Here is a 26,184-nt window from a genome sequence, read left to right as displayed (position 1 = left end):
AAAGGCGTGTCAGACGGATCATTTTCCGTTACCATGCAGCTTTTGGTAAAGCGCTTTTATTTTTACGCCCCGTCATTTTCATATGGCCATACGCTTGTTGAAAATCTGAGGGTATTCATTATTTAATTTAACATATTTTCAACTGACGGCTGCTATGATTGTTTTCTCTTCCTTACAAATTCGCCGTGGCGTACGTGTTCTTCTGGACAATGCCACCGCTACAGTTAACCCCGGTCAAAAAGTTGGGCTCGTGGGGAAAAATGGCTGTGGCAAATCCACACTGCTTGCGTTACTCAAAGGTGAATTACAAGCAGAAGCAGGCTCAGCTAGCTTTCCCAGCACATGGTCACTGGCATGGGTTAATCAAGAAACACCTGCGCTGGATGTTCCTGCTCTAGAATATGTCATTGATGGTGATCGCGAATTTCGTGCGCTTGAACAACAGCTACAATTCGCCAACGAAAAAAATGATGGTAATGCAATCGCGGCCTTGCATGGTCAACTTGATGCAATTAATGCTTGGAGCATCCGCTCTCGCGCCTCTAGCCTATTACATGGCCTAGGTTTTAGCCAAAACCAGTTACAAGAACCTGTAAAATCTTTTTCAGGTGGATGGCGTATGCGCCTTAACCTTGCTCAAGCGCTGCTATGTCGCTCAGACCTCTTACTGTTGGACGAACCGACCAACCACCTTGATTTAGATGCTGTTATTTGGCTAGAAAAATGGCTCAAAAGCTATCCCGGCACATTAATATTAATTTCTCATGACCGAGACTTCCTCGATCCTATTATCGATAAAGTGCTGCATATTGAACAAGAAACAATGTTCGAATATACGGGCAACTACTCCTCATTTGAACGTCAACGCGCCACGAAACTCGCTCAGCAACAATCTCTCTATGAGAGTCAGCAGGCTAAAGCGGCTCACTTACAAAGTTATATCGACCGATTTAGAGCAAAAGCCACCAAAGCGAAACAAGCACAAAGCCGTATTAAGATGTTAGAGCGTATGGAAATGGTGGCACCTGCACATGTGGATAATCCGTTTCATTTTTCATTCCGCCAGCCAGAGAGTTTGCCAAATCCATTATTAAAAATGGAGAAAGTCAGCGCGGGTTATGGTGATAAAGTCATCCTAAACTCAATCAAATTGAATTTAGTACCAGGCTCTCGTATTGGTTTATTGGGCCGTAATGGCGCAGGTAAATCGACACTGATAAAACTACTTGCAGGTGATTTGCAGCCTCTGCAAGGCGTAGTATCGCTAGCGAAAGGGATTAAACTCGGCTATTTCGCACAGCATCAGCTTGAGTACTTGCATGCGGATGAATCCCCTTTACAGCACCTAGCACGAATTGCGCCACAAGAGACTGAACAACAGTTACGTGATTATTTGGGAGGGTTTGGTTTTAAAGGCGATCAAGTTACTGATCCTAGCGGGCGTTTTTCTGGAGGGGAAAAAGCACGCTTAGTGTTGGCATTGATTGTTTGGCAACGGCCTAATCTGTTACTACTCGATGAGCCAACCAACCATCTTGATTTAGATATGCGCCAAGCCTTAACAGAAGCTTTAATTGATTTTGAAGGTGCATTAGTTGTCGTTTCCCATGATAGGCACTTACTACGCTCAACAACGGATGATTTGTATCTCGTGCACGACGGTTTAGTAGAACCTTTTGATGGTGATTTAGATGATTACCAGCAATGGCTAGCAGAGCAAAATAAACTGGAATTGCAGCAGGTTCGTGAATTGCAAGAAAAAGAGCGACCAACCAATAACGCAACGGTCACTGCGCAAGATAGGAAAGATCAAAAGCGCCGCGAAGCAGAGTTTCGTCAACAAACTCAGCCTATCCGTAAAAAATTGATTGAGTTGGAAAAGAAAATGGAGAAACATTCAGCGCTGCTAGCAGAATTGGAAGCAACATTATCTGACGCTGCAATTTATGAGCAAGAGCGTAAAGCTGAATTGACCGAGTGCCTGAAAAAGCAAACGGAGCAAAAAAACGCATTAGAAGAGGTAGAAATGGCGTGGATGGAGTTGCAAGAGCAGCTTGAAACCATGACTAGCGAATTTGAGGCCAACGCATAATTGTTTGATTAAGATAGCCCATTTAATATCGGGCTATCTTTTATCGCTTATTCATCACATGTTTTCACACACATCACATAATATTGGCCATCAATAATTTCTGTTCCTTCTGTTTCATGCTCAAACCCGGGAAATTCACTATCCCATGCCTGTAAACTCCGTAGATAATGAATATGCGGGCTATTTTCATCACCAAAGTTCTCCCCCGATAAGAGCATCGGGATCCCCGGTGGATAAGGAATAATCGAGTTTGCAGCCACTCTCCCCATGAGCTGATCAACGGGTACGGCTTCAACACGGTTAGCGACTATTTGTTGATAGGCATCGCGTGGGGTCATCATCACTTGAGGTAATTGCGAATAGGCCTGATTTAATCGTGCACCCGGATTATTTTTTTGTAGATAGGCAAACATTTTATCGCCGAGATCACGTAACCCCATTTCACCATAAATTTCAGGTGCTGACGCCACGACTTCGGGTAACACCTTTTTCAAGGCAGTGTTGTTATCATAATGGCGTTTAAAGGAAAGTAACGTATTAACTAATGTTCCCCATTTTCCTTTGGTGATGCCCATGGAGAATAAGAACATAATTTGGAAATCCGTCGTTCTTGTTGGCACAATGCCATAGTGATTCAGCCATGCTGTCACGAGAGCGGCAGGAACCCCTGTATCTAACAGCTTTCCATCGTCTCCCATACCGGGAGCAAGAATACTCACTTTAATGGGGTCTAGCATGGCCCAATTATCAGGAATATCATTAAAACCATGCCATTTATCTTCAGGGTGCATTACCCAACAACTCTGTTCCCTCATCAATAATTCAACAGGTGCATCTTCAAAGGCGTATCGTTTCCCTGTTGCGGGGTCTTTCACCATCTCCTGATTCCAAGGTTTGAAAAACCATTCATCATCATTGAGAAACTCTTTATATAGGTAGGCTAAAGATTGCCTAAAGTCGATAGATTCTCGGATCACTTCATCCGTCAGTGAACGTCCACTATTGCCGTCCATCATGTCGGCAGCAATATCATTAGATGCACAAATAGCATATAGCGGTGAGGTTGTTGAGTGCATTAGATAGGCTTGATTAAAACGATTAAAGTCAATGGCGTTACGCCCGTTACGCACATGAATAAACGACGCTTGAGACAGCGCATTGAGTAATTTATGGGTGGAATGGGTAGCGAAGATAGTCGGCTCGTTTTCTGTCCGCTCTTCGTCACGCATGGCAAAGTGGTTACGATAAAGCGGGTTAAAGCGCGCGTAACCATACCAAGCCTCATCAAAATGAATACGGTCTAAAGAGCCATCGAGCAAATCTTGCACTTTACGTGCGTTATAGCAGACACCATCATAAGTACAGTTAGTCACCACACTATAAGCGGGTTTTTGCTTTACTTTACCTTTCGTTAACGGGTTAGCCGCGATTTTAAATTTAATCGCATCTGGGGTCATTTCTTTTGGGTAAATTGGCCCGATAATACCGTAACGGTTACGACTTGGGATCATATAAACGGGTTTTGCTCCCGTTAAAATCAAGCCCTGCTCGATCGATTTATGGCAGTTACGGTCAATCACCACCACATCATCATCGGTCATACAGGCCTGCATAATTGTCCGATTAGAGCCGGACGTACCGACCACCACGGAATAAGATTGGTCGGCGCCAAAAATGCGAGCGGCGTTTTTTTCACACTCACCAAATGCACCGGTATGATCCAGTAGCGATCCCACTGCCACCCGTTCAATACCAATATCTGTACGAAAGAGATTTTCACCAAAGAAATCATGGTAAATACGTCCAGCAGGCGTTTTGGTAAAACCAACACCTCCTTGGTGCCCCGGCGCTGCCCATGAATATTCATGAACATCACTGTATTTAATGAGGCTTTTCATGAGCGGCGGGAGTAGTTGTGAGCGATAACGTTGGATAGCGGCAAGTACTCGACCCGCAATAAAGTCGGCAGAGTCCTCCAATATCCATGCGAACTCGTCAACTTGCTCCATCATATTGCGGTCAAAGGCGACCAATGCCTCTTCACGGTCACTAAGCAAGAAAACCGGTACATCTTCTTGCCTTCGGTGTAATTGCGTAATTAAGCGATGTGCTTGGATTTGTTCGTCACGATCCGACATATCGCGACCGTATAACAAGCAATCAATACTGGTATTTGAACGGATATAAGCGAGGCCATCTTCAAAGTCACGAATAATGACAGTTTCCACATGCTCATCATTCAACTCACTGGCAAGTCTTGCTACGGCATGGCTAATCACGGAATCTTTATCCGTTAGCTCGGTATAAACAATTAGTGCCCTCATTAATAATGCCCCTATAAATTACGTCAAATTATTCACTCACTACATTAGTCTTAACGCAAATAGGTACTTTTTGCAAAAACAAGCGGATTACTAATTGATAAAAAACAGCTTTATTTTTATTCATCTAGCCTGTTGATCATGACTCGCGCATTCATCACCAACATTTTCGCCCGTGCTTCACGTTTTTGTAATAGCGCCATAAACAGCAGATCGGTTAAGGTATTTTGTGCCGTGCGTGAGGAAATCGATGAACTGCGCCATTCATTTTCTTCCGCGATACTCTCAAGCACATAATCAGCTAATTGAGCAAGCGGTGACAGCCGGCTACGGGTGATTGCAATCACATTCGCGCCTTGCTTACGTGCAATACTCGCGGCGGTCAGCATGTCTTTACGTTTGCCCGTAAAAGAAATGACAATCTGTGTATCTTGTGGGGTCAATGTCAACGCTGCAGCAATTTGCACATGATGATCGGATTCCACCAATGTGGTAATGCCTATCTTTTGTAATTTATAGCTTAAATCCTTCGCGGTTAACCCCGAGCCGCCAATGCCAACAATTTGTACACGCTGGGATTTATCAATGGCATCCACAATTTTTTCAAACAGTTTGAAATCGATATGGCGAGTTGTTTCAGTAATCGAATAATTTTTTTCTAATGCTAATTTTTGTGCAACTACCATCAAGTTATCATTTTGCGTGATACGGTTATGCAACGCCGTATGCGGATTGGCCTCATCAAATTGCTGCCGTCCGATGATCTCACTTAACGCTAACTTCAATGCTGGATACCCTTTGACACCGACTTTTTGGCTAAATTTCACCACAGCGGATTGGCTCACATTTAATGTTTCCGCTAACTGCTGTGACGATAAGCTCAGTACACGCTCTGGCTTCTCAAGAATAAACTGAGCGATCCTACGTTGGTTTTCCGCAAGTCTTGGCAGCAAACAAGTGATGGTATCCAGTAAAGTCATCCTTAATTCCTTATTTGTTGAATATAATAAAAAATAAATTATTCCTATTAGAATAACTTCATTACTTAGTTTTAATCCTTTAAATTCAATAAGTAATTTATTTAAGCAATCTAAATTATCCGAAAATATTCTTTCATATTGGCAATTCAGAATAGAGAACGCCGTGATCATTATCACATCACTGGAATAAATAATTCCTTAATATCGCCTCATTAACTGAGGTAGGAGTAATTTATTATGACCATTGACTTAAGCAGAATGGTAACTGAAAGCCGTAACGCCGCGAGCACCAATATCGATCAACTGTCGACCATCGATATGTTGCAAGTCATTAATAACGAAGACAAGCAAGTGCCTTTAGCGGTTGAGAAAGTCCTGCCGCAAGTTGCCCAACTTGTCGATAAGGTGGCCCAAGCATTTCTTAATGGTGGCCGCTTAATTTATGTTGGTGCTGGCACTTCTGGCCGTTTAGGAATTTTAGATGCCAGTGAATGCCCTCCTACCTACGGTACACCTCATGAACAGGTGGTCGGCTTAATCGCTGGCGGTCACCAAGCTATTTTTCGCGCTGTGGAAAATGCCGAAGATAAGCCAGAGCTGGGTGAGCAAGACCTGCTTAATATTCAATTTAACGATAAAGATGTTTTAGTGGGTATCGCGGCAAGTGGGCGTACACCTTATGTACTCGGGGCACTGGCTTATGCGCGCAAGGTCGGCGCAGCTACCGCTTCAATCAGCTGTAATCCGAATAGCCCTGTCGCAAATGCTGCCGATATCGCCATCACCCCTATTGTCGGGCCTGAAGTCGTGACTGGCTCTTCACGTATGAAAGCAGGTACTGCACAAAAACTGGTGCTCAATATGATCACGACTGGCGCCATGATCCGTATCGGAAAGGTTTTCGGTAATTTAATGGTGGATGTCGAGGCAACCAATGCCAAATTGGTTGAGAGACAAGTCAAAATTGTCATGGAGGCAACTGAGTGTGACAGGCAAACTGCGGAGCTAGCACTACAACAATGCCAAAGACACTGTAAAACTGCAATTTTGATGATTTTATCTGGGCTTGATGCTCAGGAAGCGCGTCAATTGCTATCGGACAACCAAGGTTTTATTCGTACAGCTCTTAATGTCGCAAAGTCCGTTTAATACACGGGAACTGATAGGGTAAATGGCATGGCTAAAATAACAAAAGAAATGATGCAGGCAATCCTGCAAAATGTCGGGGGTAGTGAAAATATTCGTCATGCAGGAAACTGTATGACACGTTTACGTTTGACCCTCAACAATGACCAACTTGTCGATAAAACAGCAATTAAACAGATCCCCGGCGTTCTTGGTGTGATTGAAAGTGAAGATCAATTGCAGATTGTACTCGGCCCCGGCAAAGCACAAACCGCCTCTGATCTCATGAATCAGCTCTTAGAAAGCGATGAATCTGGTTTCTTTTCTAACATCGATACATCATTAGAAAATAACTTAAATGCCCTCGCTTCATCCAATAAACAGCAAATGAAGCAAAAGCAAACAAGTGCAATTCATCGTTTTTTATCTAAGTTTGCGACCATTTTTACCCCTCTTATTCCGGGCTTTATTGCAGCAGGCTTATTACTCGGTTTTGCTACGTTAGCAACTCAAACCCTTTACCCTGGGGGTTTACCGAAGTCGCCTGAACAACAGACATTCGCAGTTCATCTGATCCTGTATATGTCAGTGTTTAGTAAGGGGCTATTTAGCTTTTTAAGCATTCTGATTGGTTATAACGCGCAAAAAGCATTCGGTGGAAGTGGCGTCAATGGTGCTATCATCGCTGCACTATTCGTCCTTGGTTATGACCCAAATGCCACTTCAGGGGTCTTTTCTGGAATGACCAACTTCTTTGGTTGGGATATCGACCCGCGTGGTAGCATTATTGGCGTTTTAATCGCTTGTATTTTCGGTGCATCGGTTGAAAAACAAGTCCGTAAAATCATTCCTTCTAACCTCGATATGATTTTAACATCAACCATCACGTTGCTTATTGTTGGTGCTGCCGCTTATGTTGTCATTATGCCACTAGGAAGCTGGTTATTTAATGGCATGTCATGGCTGTTTATGCACTTAAACGGTAATCCTTTCGGAACGGCAATATTAGCGGGTTTATTCTTGATTGCGGTGATGTTTGGTGTACACCAAGGGTTTGTTCCCGTCTACTTTGCCCTAGTGGATGCACAAGGCTTCAACTCCCTATTCCCTATTTTAGCAATGGCGGGGGCAGGACAAGTCGGTGCAGCATTAGCGCTCTATGCGAAAGCGAAGAAAGGCTCTATCTTACGTAATCAAATTCGTGGCGCTATCATTCCGGGTTTCCTCGGTATCGGCGAACCGCTGATTTATGGTGTCACCTTGCCTCGAGTAAAACCTTTTGTAACGGCTTGCTTGGGTGGTGCTGCGGGTGGTTTCTTCATTGGGCTAATCGCTTGGATGGGGTTACCTGTCGGGCTTAATACCGTATTCGGGCCATCGGGTCTTGTCGCCATTCCGCTAATGACATCAGCCCAAGGCGTATTTGCAGGAATGGCTGTGTATGTTGGTGGTATTGCTGTTGCTTATGTGTGTGGATTTATTTTCACTTACTTATTTGGCAGCAAAAATATCGATTTAACATAAAGCCAATCAATGCAATGGGGGGGTTATCTATCCCCCCTTTTTTATTCGAGCCAAATTAATGGCACACACGCCGCGGTTAATAGCCCCATCACTAAGTTAAAAATAAACCACGCTCTGCGACTTTTTAGAAAATGGCCGATCAATGCTCCGCCCGCCATCCAGATTAGCCCTGCCACAAAATTAACGGTAACCACCGCAATACTCATGATGATAATGGATTGCACAAACAGTTCTCCGGGTAGACTATAGCTCCCCACAGCACCTAACCCCATCATCCATGCTTTAGGATTTAAAAATTGTAACAAACCACCTTGATACCATTTGATATTTTTTGTTGCTGTCGTTTCTGTTTTTAGTGGCGAATAACGAGCCGTAGCGGTTTTCCATGCTAACCACAATAGGTACGTACTACCCGCGATTTTCATCGCCACATGCAAAGCAGGATAAAGCAATAAAAGCGCTGCAACACCGAAAGCGGAGAGGTAAAGTATTGATTGCATGCCTAACATAATCCCTAATAATAAGGGAATACTGCGACGAAACCCATAATTTGCCGTGCTTGATGTTAATAGCATGTTATTAGGGCCAGGTGTTATTGCTGCAATGAATAGAAATGTAAAAAGAGAAAAAACCAGCCCTAGACTCATTTATAATCAATCCTCAAAAATTGAGCATACTTGCGTCATAAAAAAATAACAGTATGTTATGTGCCCTACAAGGGAATTACTAAATTAAATTAAGGCTATGTCAGAAAACTTTCGCCCTATTAATTGGGCTAAAAATCCACATCTTCAAACATTATTGCCAAGAATTTTTCGTAGAACGCCGAAAATCAAACCAATTTGGCAACGGCTAGAGCTACCTGATGGCGACTTTATTGATCTTGCATGGAGTGAAGCTCCCGAACAGGCAAGCAAAAAACCTCGTTTAGTCATCTTTCATGGCTTAGAAGGTAACTTTAAAAGCCCCTATGCGCATGGGATGCTTGAAAGTGCCCAAAAGCAGGGATGGCTGGGTGTGATTATGCATTTTCGCGGTTGCAGCGGCGAGCCTAACCGCCAAAAACGGATCTATCACTCTGGCGAAACCAGTGATGCACGTTACTTTTTGCATTGGTTAAAGCAGACTTGGGGGGATGTTCCGACAGCGGCTGTTGGTTATTCTCTTGGTGGCAATATGTTAGCCTGCTATTTAGCAGAAAATGGTGATGACGCCGATATTGATGCAGGTGTTGTTGTTTCCGCACCTTTAATGCTAGAGCCTTGCTCAATCCGTATGGAAAAAGGGTTTTCTCAATTTTACCAACGCTATTTACTTAATGGATTAAAGCGTAACGCAACACGTAAACTCGTTCGCTACCCGGGTTCATTACCGCTTAATTTGCTACAATTAAAGCAGCTAAAACGTATTCGTGAATTTGATGATGTGATCACCGCAAGAATTCATGGTTTTGAGAATGCGACCGACTATTACCAGAAATGCAGTGCATTACCAAGGCTGCCTCGTATTACAAAACCAACATTAATTATTCACGCAAAAGATGACCCTTTTATGGCACCTGAAGTCGTGCCAGATATCTCACGTTTACCTGCTAATATTGAATACCAAATGACAGAGCATGGTGGGCATGTTGGTTTTGTTAGTGGTAGTTTAAGAAAGCCAGAAATGTGGCTAGAGAAACGTATTCCACAGTGGCTAACACCGTATTTGGATAAACAATCATGATTATTCCTTGGAAAGATTTAGCACCTGAAACTTTGGAAAACCTAATTGAAGCTTATGTGCTCCGTGAAGGAACGGATTACGGCGAGCATGAAAAGACGTTACAGCAGAAAGTGGATGATGTGAAACGGCTGTTAGTTTCTGGGGAAATTGTGCTAGTCTGGTCAGAATTGCACGAATCTGTTAATTTTATGCCTAAAAATCAGTTTCGCCCGTAACCCCGTTTCGCTCATGGCTTAAACAGCGTGGACGTAACGCAACACAGGGAGTCCACGATGTCAAAAAAGCACCCCATTATTGCAATTACCGGTTCTAGTGGTGCTGGAACCACCTCAACAAGTCTGGCATTTCGTAAAATATTCCACCAATTAAATATTCAAGCCGCAACCTTAGAAGGTGATAGTTTCCATCGTTATACTCGGCCTGAAATGGACATGGCTATTCGCAAGGCGAGAGAGCAAGGCCGCCATATCAGCTACTTTGGTCCAGAAGCCAATGACTTCGCCTTATTAGAGCAGACACTGTTAGAATATGGCTTACATGGTAATGGTAAATCGCGTAAGTACCTGCATACCTATGATGAAGCGGTACCGTATGGGCTTCAACCCGGTACATTTACGCCATGGGAGTCCCTGCCTGCGAACAGTGATATTCTTTTTTATGAAGGCTTGCATGGCGGGGTGGTGACGCCAGAAAATGATGTTGCACAACATGTTGATTTATTAGTGGGCGTTGTACCAATTGTTAACCTTGAATGGATTCAAAAGTTGATCCGCGATACGACCGAACGCGGCCATTCACGTGAAGCCGTCATGGACTCCGTCGTTCGTTCAATGGGGGATTACATCAACTATATTACGCCGCAATTTTCACGTACGCATATTAATTTCCAACGCGTCCCCACTGTCGACACATCAAACCCATTTTCTGCGAAAGCGATCCCTTCACAAGATGAAAGTTTTATTGTGATCCGTTTTAGGGGGCTGGAACAAATTGACTTCCCATATTTACTGTCCATGTTAAACGGCTCATTTATATCAGCAATGAATACCATTGTTGTTCCTGGCGGTAAATTAGGCTTAGCCATGGAATTAATTATGACACCTCTCGTTGAAAAATTAATAAAGCAGAAACACGATTAAGCGCCGATGATGCTTATTATTATTTAATAAATAAGCATCATGAATTAAAAAAATTATATAATTAATAAATAAATTATTGATTCTGGATTTCAAAACTGTGGGTAACTTTAACCGCTTTTTCTAACATTAAAGAGACTGAGCAATATTTTTCAGCCGAAAGTTGAACTGCACGTTCAACCGCTTTTTCCGTTAAATCCGTTCCAGTTACAATAAAATGTAAGTTGATATGGGTAAAATAACGTGGAGCTTCATCGCGGCGTTGTGAGGTTAATTTAACTTCACAACCTTTTACGTCATGGCGGCCTTTTTGTAGAATAGACACAACATCCACTGAACTACACCCCCCAACCGCCATTAACACCATTTCCATTGGACTTGGAGCTTTATCACCTGAATTGCCATCCATCATAACTTGATGGCCTGATGCTGATTCTCCTAAAAATGAGAGACCTTCAACCCATTTAACTCTTGCTTCCATATTTAATTCCCCTAGGAAAATATTTTCTAAAAGATAACATTGTTGCATAAATACTTTCAATCAAATAGCTGCTTTAAGATGCTGAACCGATAAAAGCAAGACTTTCTCGGTTGAATATGTTACAAACAAAGTTCCACCTGATAGGGTTAAGATCAAAACTCAAGGTTTCAATTGATAATATTATAGTGTTGGTATTAACTTGCTCTATAATGCGAATTAATATGCTAAGCTAGTGACTTTAAAAACCAGCCGTTCTCGTTACAATTAACTGAATGGCTGTATTAACATACAGAGGATAACGCTAATGGTTCTCGGCAAGCCACAAACAGACCCTACTCTTGAATGGTTTTTGTCACACTGCCATATTCATAAATATCCATCCAAGAGCACTCTGATTCATCAGGGTGAAAAAGCAGAAACCCTTTACTATATCGTTAAAGGCTCAGTGGCTGTTTTAATCAAAGATGAAGAAGGCAAAGAAATGATCCTCTCCTATTTAAATCAGGGAGATTTCATTGGTGAACTAGGGTTATTTGAAGAAGGACAAGAACGTTCAGCTTGGGTTAGAGCAAAAAGTGCCTGCGAAGTCGCTGAAATTTCTTACAAAAAATTCCGTCAACTTATTCAGGTCAATCCTGATATTCTTATGCGCCTTTCTGCGCAAATGGCAAGTCGCCTGCAAACCACCTCAGAAAAAGTCGGTAACCTTGCTTTCCTTGATGTGACAGGCCGTATTGCACAAACTCTGCTTAATTTAGCGAAACAGCCCGATGCGATGACGCATCCAGATGGGATGCAAATTAAGATCACTCGCCAAGAAATTGGCCAAATCGTTGGTTGTTCACGCGAAACCGTTGGTCGCATTTTGAAAATGCTAGAAGACCAGAATCTGATCTCCGCACACGGTAAAACAATTGTCGTGTACGGTACTCGTTAACCGATATTAGTCTCACCACTTTGGTAAGACCGCGATTGCATAATGGCTTTATATCTTTGATATAGAGCCATTTTTGCTTCAACATCACCGAAAAACCAGAAAATAGCATTAATATCGTTATTTTATATTATTCATATCTACTAAAAAATAAAATCTAGAATAATTAATATACTATTATTTGAAGGTTTTATTAAAATGAAAATAAGTGAACATCGTCCATCCCTAAAATATATCAACCAAACAATCACGGCTCATGCAGAGATGCTAAAGCGTGGCAATATGACCCCTGAGACAATCTCTGAATCATGCCGGATAAAAAGAAATAATTTAGAGGCAAAATATAAGTTTCTTAACGAAACAAATAGCATTAAGCCAATATCAATCACCTTACCTACACCAGTAAAATTCGATGACAACGCATTTAAAGAGCGACAAGCTAAAATCGATGCGGCAATGAATATCGCCAATATCCTAAAGGAGAGTCAACTCCCTTCTCTGCCCTCATTATCGTTACCAGTGAACTATTCATTAAAATCGAAGCATTCAACAAATACGATTAAAGAGCATGATTGTAATATGAGTGGTAACCAGTCAGCTCATTCGTTAAATATACCTAGACCCACAACGGATCTTCGACAAAAACTTGAGCAGTTGAGATCTAAATGTGAGAGGGTTGCTGCTAATTTAGATGCTAATAGTTATTCTGCTGAATCACTAAAGGTGAATTCAATGATCCACCTGAAAAAATTAGAACTCAATGCAAGCCTTATTGGCACTGACTACTCAGAGCTGGATTTAGTATGGTATATGGATAAAAAAGCACAAACTCAATCCGAGAAAGAGGCAATAATTAAAAATTTCACGCCCCCAAAACCAATCGCACATCAAAAAGGAAGCCGAATTCCCCTCAAGATACCGACTATCACTCAGGAATTAGATCAACCTAGAAAAAAACGTTCCATTCATCAGGCTACTGACATTATTTCATCTCATTCTCAGGGCAAGGGGCGAGTGATTATCAATGGGCAGGTAAAAAGAGACCTGAGTGGAGTGGCATTATCCCCTTCGACTGCCGATCCGCGCAAAACAAATATCGATAAAATGTCCAAGAAAGAAATTAGCATTAATCATACAAAAAATATCAATACAAAAAGTGCTAGGGCATGTTGACCTTTGCTGTTTATTTTTTAATAAATCATATAGGGAGCCACATGACTGAACATGCTAAGGCGACCATGCTTTTATAATTGCTTGTTAATTTGTGATACCGAGTTACGACGGCTCGGTATTTCTAAATTTACAGGAAGGCATTTTCAACTACGTGCCAATATTACTTGTCCACAGCTCCTTAATTGAGACAGCGATAATTAGATTTTTAGCCCGAAAAATATAACGCTTGTTGCCGACATCCAGTGTGTGGACTGGCTGAATCATGCCAATGAAGTTATTTATTGAATAAGTGAAATCAAATCTCAGTAGATAAAATTAACTACTGGTAACTGATTGAACAGTTAAGGATTCTTAAGTCTATAGTCGAGGCGATTGTACTGTAAAAACACAAACAGCTAAAGAACACGCGGTAAAATCAAGACAGTATACCATGGGGTACTTGCGCCCCCGCCCATAGCTGATTATTAGTGGTCAGTGGCAGAATGAGCTCGGGTTTACGGCAGACAGTCACTTTACCCTCACACACCAAGCCGAGTCGTTGATTATCCGGCTGACTGATAATTTCAATCCTTCTTTATCTGCCATTGCGGCAATATCCACATACAGGCTCTTTTGTCACCCTCATATTCATATCTCGACTAACGGTAATAATCTTCATATGCTTACGAAATAGTACCAACTTCAGCATGAGCAGAAGCCATATTTCCATTCGATACATATTTGCTAGGATTTTTTCTACTTTAGTTTCATTCTATCGTTAATTAACGTTGGATGATTTTTATCACCTAAAAAATAATCCGGTCTATTTCCTTGGTTAGTCTCTTTAAATATTTCCCCTGTTTCTTTATTTATTAATTCCGCTTTCACCTTCGGAATAGATGTATGTGTAGTGGCATAGTTAATTTGGCCACCTAAATAGAGCTGTTATTATACACTGCATAACTTAACAGGTGACATGTATAACAAAGCAAATTCGACGTAACTTCAGGGCGGAATTTAAACGAGAAGCGGCTCAATCAGTTCACTCGACGGCTGACTAAACTGATCGTTGAAACAACATTAAATATGGAATTGACTGAACACCTTGAGCATGAAAAAAATCCCCCTCAATCAGGCTCTAATGATCCTGTGCGTAAAGCCATTTATTTAGCGATTGAATCGGCCTCTAAAAAGTAGAGTATGCCAATTCAAAACGGGAAACAGGCAATGAGCCGTTTTATTATTGTATTTGGTGACCGCCTAAACGGTCACATTTAATGAAAGGCAAATACCCCAAATTATTTATAGGGTCAAAAAGACTCAAAGAGGTATTAACCTCTTTGAGTGTTAAAAATGTATTTATTTCAGAATACGTTCAATCGCTTTTTCTAATTTCAACATACCACTATTAATTTCTTCTTCCGAAATAATTAACGATGGCGTAAAACGTAATACATTAGCGCCAGCATTAAGCATCATTAATCCTTCATTGGCACAAGCTTGTAAAATATCTTTCGAACGATCTTTTAATTCCCCTTTAAGCTCTGCACCAATTAATAGCCCCATGCCTCTAATTTCAGCAAAAATATTATATTTCTCATTCAGCTTATTCAAATGAGCAACAAATAATTCGCGACGCTTTGTCACACCATCAAGTACCTCTTTTGTATTGATAATATCAAATGCTGCATTACCAACCGCACAGGCTAATGGGTTACCACCATAAGTGGTACCGTGAGTTCCCAACCCCATAGCTTGCGCAATTTCATGGGTTGTTAACATTGCACTGATAGGGAAACCGCCACCTAAAGCCTTAGCTGTAGTCAGAATATCCGGTGTCACGCCGTAGTGCATATAAGAGAATAACTGCCCAGTGCGCCCCATACCACTTTGTACTTCATCAAATACCAGTAATGCATTGTTATCATCACATAGCTTACGCACACCTTGCATAAACTCTTGCGTGGCAGCAGTCACACCACCTTCCCCTTGAACAGGCTCTAATACCACCGCACAGGTATTTTCATCTATCACCGCTTTCACGGCATCGAGATCATTAAATGGCACATGAATAATATCAGCAGGTTTCGGCCCAAAACCATCCGCATATTTCGCTTGGCCTCCAACTGAAACCGTAAAGAAAGTACGCCCGTGGAAAGCTTGTTTGAACGCAATAATTTTGGTTTTATATGGGCTGTGCTTGGTAATGGCATAATGGCGCGCTAACTTAAACGCAGCTTCATTAGCTTCCGCCCCTGAATTGGCGAAGAACACTCGCTCAGCAAACGTCGCATTGATCAGCTTCTGTGCCAATCTTAAGGTTGGCTCATTAGTAAAAATATTACTGACATGCCATAGTTTCTCACTTTGCTCACGAACAGCAGCAACTAATGCGGGATGACAATGGCCTAATGCCAATACCGCGATCCCACCAGCAAAATCGATATATTCTTTACCTTGCTGATCCCAAACTCGGCTACCTTCCCCACGGACAGGAATAAATTCCGCTGGAGAATAAATAGGTAAAATAACCTGATCATAAGTTTGCCGATTTACTGCTTGTGGTTCTTTCATACCCCTCACCTGCCTTATCCAATGCCTAAGTGAAAATATAATCATTAAATATGAATAAAAAATCACAAAAGAGCAATAGCAAAGCGAGTGATGGGGATGAATTTATTTTTTTATAGATACAGTGAGTAACTAATATTTTAAAAAATTATTCAGCAATTCATGGCCTTGTTCACTCAGAATACTTTCTGGGTGAAACTGAACCCCCTCAATTGGCAGAGTTTTATGACGTATTCCCATAATTTCATCTACGTCACCGTTATTCAGTGACCATGCGGAGACATCAAAAGACGCTGGTAATGTTTCTGCAGCAATAACGAGAGAATGATAACGTGTAACTGTTAGTGGCCGATTTAAACCTTTAAATACCCCTTGGTGGTTATGATGAATAGCCGATGTTTTGCCATGCATCACTTCTCTAGCCTTCACAACCGTTGCACCAAAGGCTTGACCGATCGCTTGATGACCAAGACAAATGCCTAAGATAGGGATTTTCCCTGCAAAATATTTAATTGCTTCAAGAGAGATCCCTGCCTCATCAGGCGTACAAGGGCCTGGTGAGATCACTAGGTGTGTAGGCGCTAACAACTCTATCTCTTCGATAGAAATTTCATCATTACGTTTAACGAGTACTTCCGCCCCTAATTCACAGAAGTATTGATATAGGTTATAAGTAAATGAATCGTAATTATCAATAAGTAAAAGCATAGTAGCCTATCCGACTGATTTTTATCATTATATGTTATATTCCCATACACAGTTTTTTGCGCTTAGCAATCAGAACTCTGACTAAAAAATAGCAAAAAATAGTCGGGGGCAGGTATCATAACACAGCCGAAGCAGGAAAATAGCCTATTTAAATCAAGTAATCTGATTTACTGAAGCCAATTTCCATATAAAAATCATGGAATTATATTCACATACTGATAACAAGTTATTCTTAATTAATAAGAATAACAACGTTCCATTCTACATCTATTCATACAATTGCAAGACAACCGCTTAGGGCATGGCGTTTCATACCCTAAATCTGTTTATCGTTGAAAAACCCGCTTACCGTTTACAAAGGTTGCTTGTATTTCGCCTGCTGTATCACAGAGCGTTAAATTCGCTTGCTTGTTGGGGGCGATTGATCCCAGACGATCCGCAATACCTAATGCTTTTGCTGGATATAAACTGCCATGTAACCATGCTTGTGCGAATGATATGTCGCAAGCTTGCTGCAATGTTTTCACTCCTTGTTCGAGGGTTAAGGTACTCCCTGCGAGGCTACCACTTTCTGTTCTGACAACCCCCTTTTTCATCTGCACAGTCATTTCACCGAGAGAGTATTCACCATCAGGCATGCCAGTAGCACGCATCGCATCTGTAATCAGTAGTAACCGCTCCCCACAGCAGCGGTAAACCACTTTGATAGCGGCAGGATGTACATGATGACCATCACAGATTAATTCAACCTGACATTGGTCGTTGGTTAAGGCTGCACCGACCATGCCTGGCTCACGATGATGTAGGCCATTCATGCCGTTATAGCAATGAACAACCCCATCCGCACCTTGATTTAGCCCATCCTGAGTCAATGCATAATCCGCACTGGAGTGGCCAAGCATGACACGGATCCCTTGTGATTTTAACCAAGGTATTAGCTCAAGAGAGGTTGGATGCTCGGGTGCGAGAGCTACACATTTTAAACTTCCTTCAGCAAGTGATATCCATTGCTGTAATAGGGCTTTCTCAGGTTGGTGCAATAAGCTTTCTGGGTGAGCTCCTTTATGTTGGGCCGTAAAAAATGGCCCTTCAAGATAACTTCCTAGAATTTCGGCGCCATCTACCCCTTGCTTCTGACTATCTTTCACTTGAACCAATGCCCGCTCAATATCTTTATGCTGGGCAGTCACTGTTGTTGCTAAAAATGCGCCAACGCCTTTCGATGCTAAGAAACGAGATATATTATTGAGCGATTCATGGGTCGCATCCATCACATCGGCACCAGCACTACCATGAATGTGGGTATCAATAAGTGCAGGCAATAATGTGAATGGCAATAGCTCTTCAGCAGACTGCGTATTCGGGATAACGTGTTGGATACACCCATTATCATTCAATACGACTAAAACATTATCAGCCCACCCAGAAGGCAATAATGCCCTACGAACATATATCTGTTTATCTGATTTCATCATCTTACATCCTATCAGTGCCTCTTGTATGCGTCAGTAAACACGGCTTACATCATACCTGCACTGCCACAAATATTGATTTTACTTTCAACGACTTTACGCATTGCCTCTTTACCTGGTGTAATATATTTACGAGGGTCATTAGCGTCTGGGTGCTCAGCAAAATGCGCTTTGACAGCATCCGCAAAAGCAATTTTTAAATCTGTTGCCACATTCACTTTGCACACACCAAGTGAAATCGCTCGTTTAATCATCTCTTCAGGGATACCAGAAGCACCGTGTAGGACCAAAGGAATATCGACTTGCTGTTTAATCGCCGCTAAACGCTCAAAATCAAGGTGAGGTTCACCATGATATAAGCCATGGGCGGATCCTATCGCGACGGCCAATGAATCAATACCTGTACGCGTGATATACTCTTTCGCCGCCATAGGATCAGTATAGAAGCTATCTTTGCTATCAACGACTAAATCGTCCTCTTGCCCCCCTAATCGCCCTAACTCCGCCTCAACGCTGACATCATAATTTTGGCAATATTTCACGACTCTACTGACGGCTTCGATATTCTGTTCGAAAGCAAAGTGAGAGCCATCAATCATCACAGAACGAATACCGGCACGTACTTTACGGCAAATATCGTCATACTCCTCATGGTGATCAAGATGTAATGCAATCGGTAAGTGATTCACTCGTGCAGCTTCACGACAAATCGATACCATGTATTCCAATCCTGCATAAGTAAACGTGCTCGGTGTTCCTGCTAAAATAACGGGGGATGACATTGCTGCTGCTGTTTCGACAACAACTTGAACCGTTTCAAGGTTATGTACATTAAAAGCGGGAACTGCATAACCATTACGTTGTGCTTTTTTCAACATTTCACGGTTAGAAATTAAATACATATGCTCTCCTTAAATGCCATCATCATGAGCAACAGATTGTTTTTCACGTTGTTGCTCATGCCACAAACTGGTTAAACCCCGATGCCCACACTCCAATGCCATATCGCGGAATTCTGTTACTGACATTCCATCCCTCTCCAGCATCATTTCTGCGACCATTTGCATATTGGTTCCAGTGATAACTTGGTAGTTTTGATTTTCCAAGGCCATCAATGACGCTTGCCGAAATGGTGAGCCACCTAATAAATCTGTTAAAAAAACGACACCATCACCTTGATCACATTGCTGACTTGCCTTTCTTAATGCTTGTTGAAGCGAATCGGTACACATTCCCTCAGGAAAATCTATCGCAACACATTGTTCTTGTGGGCCAATAACCTGTTGTACTGCTTGTAACAGGCCACTCGCAAAACCTCCATGGCCTGTAATGACGACACCTAACATTTGCCATTCCTCTTATAAGAATCCAACTAATTTACCAAGCACGCCAAATACCACGGTGACACCAATTAATTTCACAGGTGAAAAACCTTTTTTCATTAGCCAGTAGACAAGTAACGTAAAGCTTAATGGCAATAAATTTGGCATCAGTTTGTCTAAAACGTCTGTCTGTAAAGCCACTTTTGCTTCACCAGCCGTCATGATTAGTGGTGTAGAAAGATGCACATAAGAGGCAACTAGGGCGCCGATAACCGTCATTCCAACAATAGAAGCGGCATGTGAGATATTTTTGGTATGTGCTTTTAGCATGGCTATCGCTTTTGTTCCCGCGCGATAACCATAATGAGCCAGTCCAAAACGCAATGCGAAATGCACGATATTGAACATAAGCAGAAAAATAATCGGCCCAAATAAACTGCCTTGTAGTGCGAGTGATGCCCCAATACCAGCACAGATGGGCAATAAGGTTAGCCAGAACAACGCATCGCCGATGCCGCCTAGCGGCCCCATTAACGCTATTTTCACTGCACGAATGGTGGAAATCTTCTCCTTGCTACGCTCCATCGCGAGCACTAAACCGGATAAAAATGTCACATCAAATGGATGCACATTGATAAATTCCATATGCATTTTCATAGAATTAGATAAATCTTCCGGTTTTTTATGAATTTTACGTAACGCTGGGATCAAGGTATAAAGCCAACCGCCAGCTTGCATACGTTCATAGTTAAAAGAAGCTTGTAGTAATAGCGAACGCAGTGCCATAACGTTAATATCACGGTGAGTCAGTGCTGTTGCAGGTTCGCTATCAAGGTAATCATCACGCTCAACCTGACTAGTTGCCATCGCTTGAGCCATTCGTTGCTCCGCTTTTGCTGCCAGAGCTTCATCATTGTCATTAAATGCCATCATTCATCTCCTGAGCAACTTTAGGTGAGCTGCCGTTATCATTGTTGTCATTACGTGTGCGGTTGAAGAAATCAATCAGTGCGATTGCAAACGCGCCAAGTGCGACCGCAATAATGGGCATATTCAGGAAAGTCACTGAAATAAAACCAAGAATAAAATAGGCAACATACGTCTTTTTCATCATGATTTTCATCAGTAGTGAGAAACCAATCGCAGGCATCATGCCACCCGCCACAGCTAAGCCATCCAATAGCCATTGAGGTGCTTTTTGTACCATGGCACTTGCGGCATCAGCACCAAAGTAGATGGGTAAGAAAGCAACAATAAAGTAGAAAGAAAACAGAATCAGGATCCCAAAATAGTTCACCATCTCAATACCGCGCCAATTGAGCTTTTTCACCATTTCGTCGCATTTATGCATCATGGGTGAATAGAGTGTGAACAGTAATGTGATACAGCCTTGTACCGCGATAGAAAACGGTACAGCAATACCGATAGCAACTTTAGGATCCGCATGTGTCATGATGGCAAATGTCGTGCCAATAATACCGCCAATCACGACATTGGGTGGCTGAGCACCAGCAAGTGGCACCATCCCCATCCAAACCAGCTCTAACGTTCCTCCGACTAATAACCCCGTTTGCACATCACCTAAAATCAATCCAACAATAGGCCCAATAACCACAGGTCGATGGAAGTGTGTCAAACCATTAAATAAATCGACTCCCGCGATCCCAGCAATCAAAGCGATAAGTAGTGCGTCAGTCATCATACTGACCTCCTTAGCTAATTAGCTTAGAGACGGCTTCCCCCGCCTCATCAGGTACACGACGAATTTCACAAGTGATCCCTAATTTTTCTAATTCGCGGAATGCATTAATATCGCTATCATCCACAGAGACCGTTTTATGAATTTGTTTTTTACCTTCGATAAAGTGCATATTGCCAACATTGACAAATTTGATAGGAACTCCACCTTGAACTAGGGTGAGTACATCTTGAGGCGTTTTACAAACGATAAAAATCTTTTGTCGATCCGCAGCCTTATGGATCACATCAATGGTTTTTTGCAGCGTAAAATAGCGAGTTTGTACACCATCGGAAACCACCATATCCATCAAAGATTGAGCAACGGGATCAACGGCGGCTTCATCATTTGCAACAACCACTAAATTAGCACCAAGAGAATTTGTCCAAGTCACGCCAACTTGACCATGGATCAAACGATTATCGATACGAGTCATCAATATATTTGGGGTAGACATACTCACTCCTATTATTATTTTGTTGATTTGTATGGGTATAGCTGAACACCTTTAACAACACGATTCACTTCCCCCGTCGGACAAGGGTTATCCGGTGATAAACCATGATTGAGAGAAGCTTCAAATGACAAAAGCTGTAAAAAGACGAGATAAGGAAATATCAACCAAATATCATTGAGTGGGCTATCAAGCACGACGGCCTGCTCTAAAGGTAAACTACTCAATGCCACAATGTGTTTTGCCCGCTGGTCATGTTTCAGCTCATTGAGCAAATCTATATCATAGTGACGGCAATACTCTTCGGCTGATAACATCACTATTACCAATGTTTCTTTATCAATCATAAATTTAGGGCCATGGCGAACCCCTAATGTTGAATCAAAGCGCGTTGCAACTTTCCCCGATGTGAGCTCTAACATCTTCAGCGCCCCTTCTTCGGCAATCCCCGTAAAACAACTTGAGCCAAGCACAACCATTCGACTAAAACCATTTCCTGTCATGCCTTGGATCATCGGCAACCATTGTGGAATGCCGGTTTCTGCAAGTGTGGCAATCTCTTCAACATAACTACGTGCTTGAGTAAAATCTTGAATACCAAATAGTAATAATGTCGCTAATGTCATACAGCTAAAGCTTGAGGTCATGGCAAAGCTGCTGTCATGAGAACCATCGGGCATGATTAAAGAGCAAACATGCTTTTTCCCTTCCGCATAACGTGCCAAAGCGCCATCTGGATTACAGGTCAACATAAGGTGATAAACATCGTCGAGTAGCTCATCTGCCAGCTCTACGACACCAACACTTTCAGGACTGTTACCCGAGCGAGCATAAGAAACTAATAATGTCGGTTTATGTTTATCGAGGTAATGCCAAGGTGTTGGTACAATATCGGTAGATGCATACGCATGTACGTCTAATCCACAATATTCACGTAACCAAGGTGCCATGGCTTTCCCTGCAAAGGCAGACGACCCAGCACCACATAACACAATTTGTAAACCCGGCTTGGCGAGCAGTTCAGATAAAAACGGTTGCCATTGCTCCGATTTAGCCGCTAACTCCCGATATAATTCACGCCATAAGCGGGGCTGATGAGTAATTTCTTGTGCAGTAAACAGAGCGCCGTGCTGCTCTAACCATGATTGTGAATATGACAATATTTCCTTCATGCCACCGCTCCTTTTGACTGTGATTCACATGCCAACGCATATTGAAGTAATACGCTTCGAACCTTATCCATGACCCACGCTTTTGGGTCATTCTCTAAGTCACCGACTTTAACGGCTTCGGCCTGCTCTGGTAGGTATTGGCTCAGCATCGAAATCGGTACTGGGTTTTGCCGTAAATTGTCCAATAATTTCGCCACTGCTTTTTCAACTTCAGGCTCCGCCCAGTAATAGCGAATACGGTCACTTAAGCTATATTGTCTGTCGATGTATTGCTGATGAGCATTCCCTTTGTAATAAGGGCTCCAACGCTCTGGCTGCTCATTCATAATTTGTTCGAGGGTTGCGTGTAAATGGGCAGCATCACGCTCACCATTCCATTCACGATCTAATTTATCGAGTGCAAATAACCCTTCACGTAAAGCAAACGTTAATGCAGGGCCAACTTTTAAGATCGCAAAATGGTCGCGGACTAACTGACGATACGCCTTTAGTGCTTGGTAATCGGTAGAGTGTGCTTCATAAACAAGATGGGGAACTGATTCGATAAATTGGCTAAGTGCTTTCGCTTTTTCAGGTTGATAATGTTCAACATTGTGATGATCAAATTCGACCCCTGGCTGAACAACCAAGGCAATCACTCGGGGCCACACATCGGCTAACCCATGCTCTTGCCATTTATTTTTATGGATAGACAATGTGGTTTTAGCAGCTTCGGGCGATGTTACTTGTAATCCATCCATCGATTCTTTCGCACCGCCCGGCACAGGAACTTCTGTGCCAATAACATAAACAGGGGCTTCACCACCATGATCTTGCCAGCTACGTTCAGCCACTTGGCATAGCCTTGCCGCACGGGAAGCGACAACGTCATCGCTCAAAGGAATAGGGTCATCAGCACAAGACATTGAACAATCAAGGTGAATTTTACGAAAGCCTGCCGCAACATAATCATAAATGAGTGTTTCTGATAGTTGCATCGCCTCATCAGCGCAACGGTTTTGCCATGCATTAGGGCCTAAATGATCGCCGCCTAACCACACTTTTTCACGTGGGAATGCCAATCGATCAGCGATTTTCCATACCATTTCACGAAAATCGCGAGGAAGCATACCGGTATAGCCACCGAACTGGTTAACTTGGTTAGAAGTGGCTTCAATTAATACTGAAGAGTTACGTTGTTTAGCAAAACGAATCGCACTTTCTAGAACCCAAGGGTGTGCGGAACAGACAGAGTAAACCCCAACGTCCTCGCCAGATTTATGGCGATGGATCAGCTGTAATAGCGGCTGCATAATATCTCCAAATAACTCAGATATGATTAAAAACGTTGCGTTTTTAATTAAGAATTAAAATAGATATGCCTTATTCATCAACAACAATGACTTCTACACCAAATGCCGTTAAAGCTTGGCGATAATGAAGTGGAATGCGGCTATCAGTAATAAGACGATGGATCAGTCTAGCTTCGCGTATTAAACAAAAACTCTTTCGCCCAAATTTAGTGCCATCTGCTACAGCGATAATTTGATGTGCCACATCACACATCACACGGTTGAGATGCGCTTCTCCGCTATTCGGTGTGGTGATCCCAGCTTCAAGATCAAAGCCATCTACCCCAAGAAACAACGTATCAAAACGGTACTGTGATAACTGCTGTTCGGCGGCAGGACCATAAAGGGAATAAGAATTTTTGCGTACGTGTCCACCAAGAACCATAACATCTACGCTGTCGAAACCGGCCAGTTCGTATGCGATATTGAGAGCATTAGTCATCACGACTAAATCACGGTGGTGTTTTAAAAAAGGAACGATTTCTGCTGTTGTTGAGCCTGAATCAATGATGAGAGAATCCCCATCATTCACAAATTCCGCCGCTTTTTTGGCAATACGAGTTTTAATTTCTCGATCCATGCGACCTTTCACTTGTAACGGTCTATCAAAAGCAAATTTATGATTCACCATTGCGCCGCCATAAGAGCGTAAGGCACAACCCTTTTTTTCCAGATAACGTAAATCATTACGAATAGTGACGCTAGAAACATTAAACTGTTTGCTTAAAGCATCGACACGAACACTCCCTTCTTGGCACAACATATCCATGATGCATTCACGTCTTTTTACGGTATCTGTACTCATGTTTATCACTCCGAAAAACATCACCTTGTTATCACGATTGACCATGCTAACAACATATCTGAATTACAGCAGAGTGAGCCAATCGAAAATGTGATCCTTGTTAAAGTTCATTTTTAGAGCAAAAAACCTCAAAAAACCTTTCGATTCCATTCAAATCGAAAGTCATCGCTTTCAATTGATTGACTTATTTTTTCATGCAAATGCCTAGCAAAGGCCAATATTTAAGTTAGTAAATCTATTAACAACGAAACACAAAGAAAAAATGTCAAACAAACCGTTTTCAAACCGCGCGGTGAGCAAGATCACAAAATTGAATTTATGTAAAAATAACTAGCAGGTTGATAAGAAGAAAAGAATGAAAAAAAGAGAAGGGAAAAAGAAAATAAATTCTAATTAATGAGGAAATATACTCTGTAAGTACATCACTACATAAATAGCACTCACAGTGATACAGCCTTATACATGAGAAATAATATAAGTGGGTAAATACTAGCGACCTACCCACTCTATCTATTATGGCTTTTTAATGACTTCCGCAGAAATAATTGATATTGGTTCAACAGGCACATTTTGATATGGACCAACATTCTCTGTTTTTACTTTAGAGATTTTATCCACTACATCCATGCCTTTTACCACTTTACCAAAAACAGCGTAACCAAAATCACGTTGACCGTGATCTAAGAAAGCATTGTCAGCGACATTAATAAAAAACTGGCTGGTCGCACTGTCTTTATTCGCTGTACGTGCCATAGAAATGGTTCCACGTAAATTGCGCAAACCGTTATCTGCTTCATTTTTAATTGGAGCACGAGTCTGCTTTTGCTGAAGATCTTTGTTAAAACCGCCACCCTGGATCATAAAACCAGGAATAACACGGTGAAACGTTGTTCCGTTGTAATAACCTTCATTCACATATTGTAGAAAGTTCTCAGTGGTCACAGGTGCTTTTTTATTATTCAGTTCTAATTCAATATTACCTGCTGAGGTGACTAATTTAACATACGTTTCACCCGCAGCTAATGCTAGAGAAGATGCGCTGATAGCACAGACCGCCAGTAAAGGCACAAAAATTCGTTTTAACATTCAAGATCCCTTTCGCTATAGCTAAATGACTTAATTATACTCGAAATAGTTCGAG

General features: G+C 42.1%; 24 protein-coding genes and 2 pseudogenes. 9 read left to right on the top strand and 17 right to left on the bottom strand.

The features are described from left to right. The first annotated feature begins 154 nt into the window (after window positions 1-154). A complete protein-coding gene (locus PR709_RS11570) occupies window positions 155-2,092 on the top strand; it encodes an ABC transporter ATP-binding protein (protein ID WP_004923891.1) in 1,938 nt (645 codons plus the stop codon). 47 nt (window positions 2,093-2,139) lie between these two features. Here the strand turns inward: PR709_RS11570 and adiA are convergent, their stop codons facing one another. Next, complete coding sequence (gene adiA, locus PR709_RS11565; RefSeq protein ID WP_004923888.1) at window positions 2,140-4,416, bottom strand: arginine decarboxylase; 2,277 nt, start codon at window positions 4,414-4,416, stop codon at window positions 2,140-2,142. Window positions 4,417-4,532: 116 nt separating this feature from the next. Continuing rightward, window positions 4,533-5,393 carry a MurR/RpiR family transcriptional regulator gene (locus PR709_RS11560; protein WP_014656964.1) on the bottom strand — a complete coding sequence of 287 codons (861 nt, stop codon included), beginning with the start codon at window positions 5,391-5,393 and terminating at the stop codon, window positions 4,533-4,535. Window positions 5,394-5,630: 237 nt separating this feature from the next. Here PR709_RS11560 and murQ point away from each other — a divergent pair, with 237 nt between their 5' ends. Beyond that, window positions 5,631-6,542 carry an N-acetylmuramic acid 6-phosphate etherase gene (gene murQ / locus PR709_RS11555; RefSeq protein ID WP_004923882.1) on the top strand — a complete coding sequence of 304 codons (912 nt, stop codon included), beginning with the start codon at window positions 5,631-5,633 and terminating at the stop codon, window positions 6,540-6,542. Window positions 6,543-6,569: 27 nt separating this feature from the next. After that, the gene (gene murP, locus PR709_RS11550) at window positions 6,570-8,042 is read left to right on the top strand and encodes a PTS N-acetylmuramic acid transporter subunit IIBC (protein WP_004923877.1); all 1,473 of its coding nucleotides are present in this window, start codon (window positions 6,570-6,572) and stop codon (window positions 8,040-8,042) included. A gap of 41 nt (window positions 8,043-8,083) precedes the next feature. On the opposite strand, the gene PR709_RS11545 is transcribed toward murP, so the two are convergent. Continuing rightward, window positions 8,084-8,689, bottom strand: a complete 606-nt coding sequence (locus PR709_RS11545) for a LysE family translocator (RefSeq protein WP_004923874.1) — start codon at window positions 8,687-8,689, stop codon at window positions 8,084-8,086. Window positions 8,690-8,786: 97 nt separating this feature from the next. Here PR709_RS11545 and PR709_RS11540 point away from each other — a divergent pair, with 97 nt between their 5' ends. Genes PR709_RS11540 through PR709_RS11530 form a run of 3 tightly spaced genes read left to right on the top strand, consistent with a single transcriptional unit; the run spans window position 8,787 to window position 10,906 of the window. Beyond that, a complete protein-coding gene (locus PR709_RS11540) occupies window positions 8,787-9,767 on the top strand; it encodes a hydrolase (RefSeq protein WP_004923872.1) in 981 nt (326 codons plus the stop codon). Then, window positions 9,764-9,982: a YheU family protein gene (locus PR709_RS11535; RefSeq protein ID WP_004923869.1), complete on the top strand. Its 219-nt coding sequence runs from the start codon at window positions 9,764-9,766 to the stop codon at window positions 9,980-9,982. The genes PR709_RS11540 and PR709_RS11535 overlap by 4 nt, the downstream gene beginning before the upstream one ends. A gap of 57 nt (window positions 9,983-10,039) precedes the next feature. Then, window positions 10,040-10,906 (top strand): phosphoribulokinase, encoded by an 867-nt coding sequence (locus tag PR709_RS11530; protein ID WP_004923866.1) that lies wholly within the window; start codon window positions 10,040-10,042, stop codon window positions 10,904-10,906. A 73-nt stretch (window positions 10,907-10,979) separates the two neighbouring features. On the opposite strand, the gene PR709_RS11525 is transcribed toward PR709_RS11530, so the two are convergent. Beyond that, the gene (locus tag PR709_RS11525; protein ID WP_014656965.1) at window positions 10,980-11,384 is read right to left on the bottom strand and encodes an OsmC family protein; all 405 of its coding nucleotides are present in this window, start codon (window positions 11,382-11,384) and stop codon (window positions 10,980-10,982) included. Window positions 11,385-11,688: 304 nt separating this feature from the next. Between PR709_RS11525 and crp the strand changes: the two genes are divergently transcribed. Together crp and PR709_RS11515 are read left to right on the top strand one after the other, a co-directional pair. After that, window positions 11,689-12,321 carry a cAMP-activated global transcriptional regulator CRP gene (gene crp, locus PR709_RS11520; protein WP_004923862.1) on the top strand — a complete coding sequence of 211 codons (633 nt, stop codon included), beginning with the start codon at window positions 11,689-11,691 and terminating at the stop codon, window positions 12,319-12,321. Window positions 12,322-12,516: 195 nt separating this feature from the next. Then, entirely contained in the window at window positions 12,517-13,491 is a 975-nt protein-coding gene (locus PR709_RS11515) for a hypothetical protein (protein ID WP_154611450.1), read from the top strand. 25 nt (window positions 13,492-13,516) lie between these two features. Here the strand turns inward: PR709_RS11515 and PR709_RS11510 are convergent. After that, window positions 13,517-13,651 (bottom strand): annotated as a pseudogene (locus PR709_RS11510) (IS5/IS1182 family transposase); the annotation flags it as partial. A 962-nt stretch (window positions 13,652-14,613) separates the two neighbouring features. Between PR709_RS11510 and PR709_RS11505 the strand changes: the two are divergent. Continuing rightward, window positions 14,614-14,748, top strand: a pseudogene (locus PR709_RS11505) (IS256 family transposase); the annotation flags it as partial. Between the two features lie 81 nt (window positions 14,749-14,829). On the opposite strand, the gene argD reads toward PR709_RS11505, so the two are convergent. The 12 genes from argD to ppiA form a co-directional block, all read right to left on the bottom strand. After that, complete coding sequence (gene argD / locus PR709_RS11500; RefSeq protein ID WP_042117047.1) at window positions 14,830-16,044, bottom strand: bifunctional acetylornithine/succinyldiaminopimelate transaminase; 1,215 nt, start codon at window positions 16,042-16,044, stop codon at window positions 14,830-14,832. Window positions 16,045-16,173: 129 nt separating this feature from the next. Next, complete coding sequence (locus PR709_RS11495) at window positions 16,174-16,749, bottom strand: aminodeoxychorismate synthase component II (RefSeq protein ID WP_004923848.1); 576 nt, start codon at window positions 16,747-16,749, stop codon at window positions 16,174-16,176. 326 nt (window positions 16,750-17,075) lie between these two features. Next, entirely contained in the window at window positions 17,076-18,224 is a 1,149-nt protein-coding gene (gene nagA / locus PR709_RS11490; RefSeq protein ID WP_004923842.1) for an N-acetylglucosamine-6-phosphate deacetylase, read from the bottom strand. 44 nt (window positions 18,225-18,268) lie between these two features. Then, window positions 18,269-19,123: a tagatose bisphosphate family class II aldolase gene (locus PR709_RS11485; protein WP_014656969.1), complete on the bottom strand. Its 855-nt coding sequence runs from the start codon at window positions 19,121-19,123 to the stop codon at window positions 18,269-18,271. A 9-nt stretch (window positions 19,124-19,132) separates the two neighbouring features. Further along, entirely contained in the window at window positions 19,133-19,567 is a 435-nt protein-coding gene (agaF, locus tag PR709_RS11480; protein WP_004923836.1) for a PTS galactosamine/N-acetylgalactosamine transporter subunit IIA, read from the bottom strand. Between the two features lie 12 nt (window positions 19,568-19,579). Then, a complete protein-coding gene (locus tag PR709_RS11475) occupies window positions 19,580-20,473 on the bottom strand; it encodes a PTS system mannose/fructose/sorbose family transporter subunit IID (protein ID WP_036942174.1) in 894 nt (297 codons plus the stop codon). After that, window positions 20,463-21,245, bottom strand: coding sequence for a PTS N-acetylgalactosamine transporter subunit IIC (agaW, locus tag PR709_RS11470; RefSeq protein ID WP_004923830.1), 783 nt, complete (start codon window positions 21,243-21,245; stop codon window positions 20,463-20,465). The genes PR709_RS11475 and agaW overlap by 11 nt, the downstream gene beginning before the upstream one ends. Window positions 21,246-21,255: 10 nt before the next feature. Beyond that, window positions 21,256-21,738: a PTS N-acetylgalactosamine transporter subunit IIB gene (agaV, locus tag PR709_RS11465; RefSeq protein WP_014656972.1), complete on the bottom strand. Its 483-nt coding sequence runs from the start codon at window positions 21,736-21,738 to the stop codon at window positions 21,256-21,258. Between the two features lie 14 nt (window positions 21,739-21,752). After that, window positions 21,753-22,907 (bottom strand): SIS domain-containing protein, encoded by a 1,155-nt coding sequence (locus PR709_RS11460; protein WP_151207016.1) that lies wholly within the window; start codon window positions 22,905-22,907, stop codon window positions 21,753-21,755. Then, the gene (locus PR709_RS11455) at window positions 22,904-24,199 is read right to left on the bottom strand and encodes a D-tagatose-bisphosphate aldolase, class II, non-catalytic subunit (RefSeq protein ID WP_088498889.1); all 1,296 of its coding nucleotides are present in this window, start codon (window positions 24,197-24,199) and stop codon (window positions 22,904-22,906) included. Before PR709_RS11455 ends, PR709_RS11460 begins: the two co-directional genes overlap by 4 nt. 70 nt (window positions 24,200-24,269) lie before the next feature. Continuing rightward, window positions 24,270-25,043: a transcriptional repressor AgaR gene (gene agaR / locus PR709_RS11450; RefSeq protein WP_014656973.1), complete on the bottom strand. Its 774-nt coding sequence runs from the start codon at window positions 25,041-25,043 to the stop codon at window positions 24,270-24,272. A gap of 513 nt (window positions 25,044-25,556) precedes the next feature. Continuing rightward, window positions 25,557-26,129, bottom strand: coding sequence for a peptidylprolyl isomerase A (gene ppiA / locus PR709_RS11445; RefSeq protein WP_014656974.1), 573 nt, complete (start codon window positions 26,127-26,129; stop codon window positions 25,557-25,559). Between the last annotated feature and the right edge of the window lie 55 nt (window positions 26,130-26,184).

Origin of the sequence: Providencia sp. PROV267 (assembly GCF_028477825.1) — a bacterium.
In the GTDB taxonomy this organism is placed as follows: domain Bacteria; phylum Pseudomonadota; class Gammaproteobacteria; order Enterobacterales; family Enterobacteriaceae; genus Providencia; species Providencia stuartii.
Note: the sequence above shows the minus strand (reverse complement) of the source record. Positions and strands in the feature narration are given on the sequence as shown.